The 1,578-nt window shown below is 64.6% G+C and carries 1 protein-coding gene; it reads right to left on the reverse strand.

Annotated elements, in window-relative coordinates; genetic code table 11:
* Positions 1 to 1,325, reverse strand: a 1,325-nt coding sequence (locus C5O18_RS09320; protein ID WP_105193343.1) for a cytochrome P450, incomplete at its 3' end; no start/stop codon positions are given.
* Between the last annotated feature and the right edge of the window lie 253 nt (positions 1,326 to 1,578).

The raw sequence follows: 1,578 nt of genomic DNA on the forward strand, positions 1-1,578 counted from the left end.
AGCTTGTCGGCCGGAACCGGCAGCGAACTGAAGTCGACCGGCATGTCGTAGCCGGGAGCGACGCTCCAGCGGTAGCGCTGCAGCAGCTGGTGGACAATGGCCTTGACCTGCATTTCCGCGAAGTGAAGACCGATGCACATGTGCGCGCCACCGCCGAAAGGCACGTACTGGTAAGGGTGACGCTTGTGCTCCAGGCGTGGTTCGAGGAAGCGTGCGGGGTCGAAGCGCTCGGGCAGGTCCCAGTGCTCAGCCATGTGGTGCGCGAACAGCGGCGTCATGCTGACCAGAGAGCGGGCGGGAATGTGTATGCCCTTGAACTCCATGTCCTTGAGGGTGCGGCGGGGCATGCTCGGCACCGGCGCGATGAGGCGCAATGCCTCCTTCATGCACAGGCCGATGGCGGGCAGCTTCTCCAGGTCTTCGAAGGCCAGGTCGCGACGCCCCAGCGCCAGGCTCTCCGCGCGCGCGCGTTCCTGCCACTCGGGGTGCCGCGCCAGCTGGTACAGCAGCGAGCAGAGCGTGATGGTCGTGGTGTCATGCGCGGCCATCAGCAGGAAGATCATGTGATTGACAATGTCGGCGTCACTGAAGCGCTGACCATCTTCGCCTTCGGCGAGGCAGAGCTGGCTGAACAGATCGCTGCCAGGGCGCGCACGCTTGGCCGGGAGGCGTTCGAGGAAGAAGCGCTCGAGCAGGCGCCGTGCGCGCAGGCCCTTGTGCCAGAGCAGTCCCGGCACCGGGTGGCGGACGATGGCCGTGCCCGCGCGCACGGTGAGCACGAAGGCCTCGTTGAGGGCATCGGCCTCCGGGCCGAGCTTGGCGCCCACGAAGACTTCCGTGGCCAGGTCCAGCGTGAGCGACTTGACGTGGTCGAGAATGGTGAAGCGGTTGTCCGGCCGCCAGCCCGCCAGGCCGCGGGCGATGCCGGGATTCATGCCATCCAGGTAGGAGGCGAGGGCTTTCTTGGTGAAGGCGGCCTGCATGATCTGCCGGTGCCAGCGGTGCTCCTCGAAGTCGAGCAGCATGATGCCGCGGGTGAAGAAGCGGCCGATGAAAAAGTCCCAGCCCTCGGCATTGGAGAACACCTGCTGGCGGTTCTGCAGGACGAGCTGGTTGGCGTCGGGGCCGAGGAGGTGGACCATGCGCACGCCGTAGGCGTCGGACCAGAAGACTTCGCCGTATTCGGCGTAACCGCTGCTGAGATAGCCGATGGGGTCGCGCATCAGTGCCAGGGTCTGGCCGATCAGCGGCAGGCCGCGCCGGCCCGGCATGCGGTGGCTGCCGGATGGTGATGCGGGCTGGAGAACCCGGGATACGTGGCTCATGCGCGTTGCCTCTTGTTCTTGTCGTGACGGGCATGTCGGGCAGGCTATGAAGCTAGGGCAGGGGCTGCGCAGCCACTATGTCTGAATAAGACATATCTGTCTCCCTGCATGACACTGCTGTGGCGGATCATGGCTATTGTCGGACAGGATTTTTCCCGTGCGCCGAACTTATCCTCCGCTTGTTCATGGAAATGTCACAAAGCGGTGCAGCGATCCACAAGGGATGTGTGGTGATGGCATGTTAACGGATTGA

Origin of the sequence: Amnimonas aquatica, from assembly GCF_002943415.1 — a bacterium.
GTDB classification, from domain to species: Bacteria; Pseudomonadota; Gammaproteobacteria; order Pseudomonadales; family Moraxellaceae; genus Perlucidibaca; species Perlucidibaca aquatica_A.